Source organism: Treponema sp. (genome assembly GCF_045657965.1).
Lineage (GTDB): Bacteria > Spirochaetota > Spirochaetia > Treponematales > Treponemataceae > Treponema_D.
On the sequence record NZ_JAZOUG010000204.1, the window covers coordinates 1 to 6488 of the forward strand.

The following is a 6488-nucleotide window of genomic DNA, read 5'->3' on the forward strand; positions in this document are numbered from 1 at the left end:
CAGTCCGCATGAAGAAACAAAAATGCCGGCTATTATGCACAAAAACAAAACAAAACAATTTTTTCGCATAATACCGGCATATTTCATATATAAATAAAGCTATAAATCTAAAAAAGTTTCAAAAATTACTGAATATTTCCTGCTGCTTTAAGCGCAATTAAGCGTGATTTAGCAAGCTGTGCCCAGTTTGAACTTGAATGAAGTTCGTTCAACTTTTCATAAGCAGCTTTTGCTTCTTCATATTTCTGAGCTGCTTCATTGACACGTCCGAGTGAGAACAAAGCATGGTCAATCAAAAGGAAATCTTCGTCTTCACAGGCAGATTTATAATAAGAAACTGCATTTTCGTTATCGTTAAGTTCTTCTGAACAGACTGCAGCATTATAATAGCAGAGAGAAGTTGTGTAATTTTTTCCTTTTGCAGCAATTGCTTTAAGCCATGAAGAACGTGCTTCTTCATAGTTTTTCTGAGCAAATTTAATTTCTGCTATGAGCATATTTGCACGAAGTCCAACAATTCCGCTTTTTTCTGAAAGCGAAGCAAGATCTTCGAGAGCCTTATTCTGGCGTGCAGTGATTTCAGAAGCCTTTTCTTCTTCATTTTCCGGAAGTTTATCTGTATCTTTTGTAAGAGCGTATGAAATTGAATCAATCTGTTCAATTCCATTTGCAGTTGTTTTTGAACTTACAGCTGCAATTACAGCAATAATTACAATTACAGCCACAACAATTCCACAAACTGCAAAGACAGCTCCTTTTGATTTTTCTAGTTTTGAGTTCAAAGAAGATGCAAGTGTTTCTTTTTCGATTTTATCAGTCATTTTTTACTCCAAATTTTATACTTTGCTAAAAAGTGCAATTATTGTATCAGTTTTTTATCGGATATTCAACTCATTTAACAGACGTGAAACATAGGTTCTTTGAATTCCAAGAATCTTTCCTGCTTTTGTCTGATTCCAGGATGTTTCATCGAGGATTTTTTTTATATATACTGCCTTAAATTTATCTACTGCTGTTTTTAATGTTTTATCTTCATTACCGGCAATTTCCTGAGCAAGGCTGTCAAATTGTACTGAGGAATTTGACACTGAATCTCCGGACGATGAAATCACATTAATTCTTAAATCATCAGCCTGAATTAGTGGAGGTCTTCCCAAAACACATGCACGCTCAATTGAATTCTCAAGTTCACGCACATTTCCAGGCCAATAATAATCATATAAAGCACGTAAAGCCGTTTGTGAAAAGCCTGAAAAGTTCTTTTTTGTTTCTCGGCTGAATTTATCAAGAAAAAAAGATGCAATCGGCTCAATGTCGTCTTTACGTTCGCGAAGCGGAGGAATATTTAAAGGCACAACGTTCAGACGGTAATATAAATCACTTCTAAAAAGCCCTTCAGAAACCATCTGCTCCAGATTCCTGTTTGTTGCAGCAACAACGCGAACATCAACAGAAATAGTTTGATTTGAACCAACCCGCTCAAATTTATGCTCCTGCAAAACTCTCAAAAGTTTTGCCTGTAAATCAAGAGATAGTTCACCAATTTCATCAAGGAAAATTGTACCGCCGTCACTTGCTTCAAAGCGGCCGATTCTGTCACTTACAGCATCTGTAAAAGCTCCCTTCACATGACCAAAAAGCTCGCTTTCCAGTAAAGCCGGAGAAAGTGCCGCACAATTAACACGAACAAAAGGTTTTTCTTTACGTGAACTCTTAGTGTGAAGCTGTTCAGCAAAAAGTTCTTTACCGACTCCACTTTCGCCGGTAATTAAAATTGTTGTGTTTGTTTGAGCGACTTCATCGATTACTTTTAATAAATCTAAAATAACTGCACTTTTTGCCACAAAAGGATGATATTCAGAACCGTTTTCAATTTTAGAAGAAAGAACAGAAATTTTATCTTTCGCGTTACGATAAGAATTTGCGTTCATGTAAGCAATGCCAGCCTGATCAGCTAAACTTTCCAGAACAGCCAGATCATCATCGTTAAACGGAAGTTCATCTGCTTTGTTTATAAGTTCAATAACACCAATGCATTTTTCTTTAATTCGCATTGGAATTGCAATCATATTTCTGCTTACATAGCCTGTTTTTTTCTGAACTGTAGTTGAAAAACGGGGATCAGCTGCGACATTATTCAGTATAAGTGATTTATTGTGTTCACAAACCCAGCCAGCTATAGAATTTTTTGCAACCGGAATATTTTGTGCTTCAGCACCCTTAGGACCCAAAGCAACTACGAAACGCAGCGTATCGTCTTCATTATGTAAAAGAAGAAGTGAGGAAGACTCACAATGAACTAAACGCATTGCCGATTCAAGAATGTAAACCAGTAATGCGTTAATATCAGAATAATTAGAATTTATCCGGCCATTTATTTCGATGAGTGTTTTAAGTTGTTCAAGACTGAGAGAATTTAAATCACTCATCGATATACCAGTTAGTTACCTTTCTGAGATTTAATCATGTCGCCAAGAGTATAAGCACCATCATCATCATTATCTGAAGATGCCATGTACTGATTGATTTCTTTGCGAGCCTGAGCTTTTTTGTATTCTTTTACAGAGAAAGCAACCTTTTCCTTTTCGACACTGATGTCGACAACATAAACATTAATTTTGTCACCGACTTTGTATTTTTTAACAGCTTCTTCATAAGGAACTTCACGGTCATCGCTTAAATTTGCTTTATTTACAAGACCTTCGATTCCATCCGGAGCTTTGACGAATACACCAAAATCTGTAATTGATGTAACTTCACCTTCAAGAGTAGAACCTACTTTGTATTCTTCAGCAAATTTTTTCCATGGATTTTCTGAAAGCTGCTTAATACCAACACGGATACGACGGTTTTCAGAATCTGCTTCAAGAACAACAACCTCTACTTCCTGATCAACTTTAAGCTCGCTGCCTGCATGCTTAACTTTCTTTGTCCAGGAAATATCTTCTGCGTGCAGGAAGCCGTCGATTCCATCTTCAAGCTGAATAAATGCGCCTGCATTAGTGAGTTTCACAACCTTTCCAGAAAGTTTTGTACCTTCAGGATATTTTTCTGAAATTGTATCCCATGGATTTGCAGTTACCTGTTTGAGACCGAGAGAAACGCGACCGGCTGGAATATCATACCCCAAAATCATACATTTGATTTTGTCGCCGATTTTGACCATATCAGAAGCTTTATTAACCTTCTTAGTCCAGCTGAATTCAGAAATATGAGCAAGACCTTCGATACCCTCTTCAAGTTCAATGAATGCACCAAAGTCAGTAAGTTTTGTTACTGTTCCTTCTACGATGTCATCAACATGATATTTATCTTCGAAGTGTACCCATGGATCTTCTGAGAAATGTTTTAGAGAAAGATTAATGCGTTTATCAGCAGGTTCAAGACGAATAACTTTAAGTTCAACTTCCTGACCTTTTTTTACAAAATCCTTTGGTCGTGTTACATGGCCCCAAGACATATCATTAATATGAAGAAGACCATCAAAGCCACCTAAATCAATAAATGCACCAAAACTTGTAAATGACTTTACTGTACCTTTTACAGTGTCACCAATCTGTTTTTCAGCAAAGAACTTATCACGCTCTGCGTTAATCTGTTCTTCAAGATATTTACGTCGGTTTACAACAACATTCTGCTTGTTATCAGAATACAATCTTTCGATATAGAATTTTGAAACAGTTCCAATGAGTTTAGATGGATTTTCTACCTTCTGTGCATCAGACTGACTGATTGGCAAAAATGCGTGAATATCACCGCCAAGATTAACATCAAAACCACCTTTTACTTCTTTTTCAATTGTGCCTTCGATTGGCAGCTTTTCATCATAATATTTACGGAAATCTTTCCAAAGCTGTTTTGCCTGAGCCTTTGTATAAGAAATTTCAGGACCATTGCGACCGTCTTTACGAAGAACAACAACAGTTACCTTCTCACCGTCTTTTGGCAATTTACTGCCGAATTCCTGTACAGGAATACGACCTTCTGTGCGGTAGCCGATATCTACAAAAACATAGCCGTCTGCCGTCTGAATTACAGTTCCGTCTACAATCTGACCATCTTCAATATTGAGGCCTTTGAGAGACTCCTCCAATTGTGTGTGGATTGCACCCTGAGTTTCCTGAGATTCATCCTTTTCCACTTCCATCTGTTCCATAGTTTTACCTTTATTTCTGAATTTTGCTTAATATTATCTCACAAACTTTGTCAATAGTCAACTCTGAAGTATCGATATATACCGCATCTTCAGCCTGTTTAAGTGCACCTTCTTTTTTATTACGGTCAATTTCATCACGTTTAATGATTGCAGCCTTAACTTCTTCAAGGCTCATATTTGAAACCCCCTGATTAAAACGACGCTGTGCCTGAACATCGATTGAAGCATCAAGGTAAAATTTATATTCTGCATTTGGGAAAACAACAGTTGTCATATCACGGCCTTCGCAGATGATATCAAGATGATTAGTAATTTCACGCATGCGCTCATTCACCAGATGACGGATTTCAATAATTGAAGAAACCTGTGCGACTCTGGCTGAAACTGCATCATCATGAAGATGAGATTCAACATCAACACCATTTAAAATAAGATGAGAATTTTTGTAATCAAGAGACTGTTTTTTGCAGAATTCAACAACTTTAACAAAATCAGAAATATCAATATCTGTTTCATTTAAAGCCATCGTCAATGCACGATAAAAACTTCCGCTGTTCAAATAAGTAATATTAAGTTTTTTTGCAATTAAAGATGCAATTGTAGATTTTCCGGTTCCTGCAGGCCCGTCCATAGCGATAATCATAAAATATCTCCCTAAGATTATATTGGCTTATCCAAAAACAGTTTCCCAGCAAGAACCGCCACTGAAATCCACGGAACTTGTTTCTGCGAAACAACTCAAGTGGATTTTGTGTCGAACCTTGCTTCCGCCTGTTTTTTGCATTATCGATACAATGCCGGAAGTCATTATACTCCGGCATTGTATCGTTTTTAGTTTCTGCACAGTTTCAAAAGTTCTTTCACTTCGGTTTGCGTCAAGTCACGGAACTGCCCCGGCTCTAAATCGCCAAGTTCTACATTTCCGATTCTTAAGCGGCAGAGGTTTCGGATTGACATTCCTGCATTTTCAAAAACACGCCTGATTTCACGGTTTTTGCCTTCAACAAGCACAACCCTCATTTTGTGAGAGTTGATTTCTTCCGCGTGTTTAGCTTTGTAAAAAACACCCTCAACACGGATTCCTTTTTCAAAATCTGTGGCAAGAAATCTCGGAAGAGGAAGACTGCTTTCTACTATATATTCTTTTTCAATTTCAGCACTAGGATGGCTAAGTTTTGCAGCAAAATTTCCGTCATTCGTAAATATAATCGCCCCATGACTAAACATATCAAGACGACCAACATTGTACAAACGTTCTGTGTACTTTTCACGGAGTAAATCAACAGCTACAGGTCTGCCCTTTTCATCAGACTGAGAACACACATAACCAAGAGGTTTATTCATAAGAATATAGCGTTTTGTTTCTTCAAGAGAGATTTTTTTACCATCAACACAAACTGTATCTTTTTGAGAAACCTTTGTTCCAAGTTCTGTAATAACAAAACCATTTACAGATACGCGTCCTTCAAGAATAATTTTTTCAGAAGCACGGCGGCTTGCAACTCCGCAATGAGCTAAAAAAGCCTGAAGACGTTCTTCTTTTTTTACATTTGTATCAAAATTATCGGGCAAGAACAAACCTCTCTTCTTCTTTTTCATCAAGCTGAGGCAGTTCAGCAATTGAGTTTAATCTAAAGAATTTCAAAAACTCTTTTGTAGTACCAAATTCGACTGGCCTTCCCGGGGTATCTCTGCGACCTACTTCTTTTATAAGCTGTCTTTCAATAAGCATACGAATCATATTATCAGGAGAAACTCCTCTCAAAGCCTCAATTTCGGCACGGGTAATCGGCTGCTTATAAGCAATAATAGAAAGGACTTCCAGCGCAGATCGCGAAAGCTTACCTTCATTTTTATTGCCGTATTTTTCTTTTAATGATTCCCAATACTCTTTTTTTGGAGTAAGAATATAACCACCTGTAATAACAGATAATTCAATTCCTGATTTTTCATCATTGTATTTTTCTTTTAAGATTTCAAGTGTTTCTGTTACAACATCAACAGCAAGCTGCGTATTATTTGAAATAGCTTCAACCGTCAGCGGTTCACTTTCTAGAAACAAAACAGCTTCAACAAGTCCCGCCTCTTTTTCAAGATTTATATCCATAGCTATGAAATTATAATAAAAAAAATTATTCTAAACAACTAGAATAAAAAAAATTCAAGTTTATCGTCTATAATTTATTTAAATAAAAAAAAGCCGGCAGCTACCTACTTTCCCCCTGAAAGGAGTATCATCGGCGTAAGGGTGCTTGACTTCCGTGTTCGGAACGGGAACGGGTATTACCACCCCACTATGGCCACCGGCATATAAAATACCAGAATAAAAAAA

At 37.1% G+C, this 6488-nt stretch carries 4 protein-coding genes, 1 rRNA gene and 1 pseudogene; all 6 read right to left on the reverse strand.

Annotation, left to right across the window (positions count from 1 at the left end; genetic code table 11):
- Positions 1-125: 125 nt before the first annotated feature.
- Entirely contained in the window at positions 126-821 is a 696-nt protein-coding gene (locus ACKI5B_RS07420; protein WP_407427343.1) for a tetratricopeptide repeat protein, read from the reverse strand.
- Between the two features lie 54 nt (positions 822-875).
- Complete coding sequence (locus tag ACKI5B_RS07425) at positions 876-2429, reverse strand: sigma-54-dependent Fis family transcriptional regulator (RefSeq protein ID WP_407427345.1); 1554 nt, start codon at positions 2427-2429, stop codon at positions 876-878.
- 11 nt (positions 2430-2440) lie between these two features.
- Positions 2441-4799 (reverse strand): annotated as a pseudogene (gene rpsA / locus ACKI5B_RS07430) (30S ribosomal protein S1).
- Between the two features lie 188 nt (positions 4800-4987).
- Positions 4988-5755, reverse strand: a complete 768-nt coding sequence (locus ACKI5B_RS07435; protein WP_407427347.1) for a pseudouridine synthase — start codon at positions 5753-5755, stop codon at positions 4988-4990.
- Positions 5718-6263 carry an SMC-Scp complex subunit ScpB gene (gene scpB, locus ACKI5B_RS07440; protein ID WP_407427349.1) on the reverse strand — a complete coding sequence of 182 codons (546 nt, stop codon included), beginning with the start codon at positions 6261-6263 and terminating at the stop codon, positions 5718-5720. The genes ACKI5B_RS07435 and scpB overlap by 38 nt, the downstream gene beginning before the upstream one ends.
- Before the next feature lie 91 nt (positions 6264-6354).
- Positions 6355-6464 (reverse strand): 5S ribosomal RNA (rrf, locus tag ACKI5B_RS07445).
- Positions 6465-6488 lie beyond the last annotated feature (24 nt).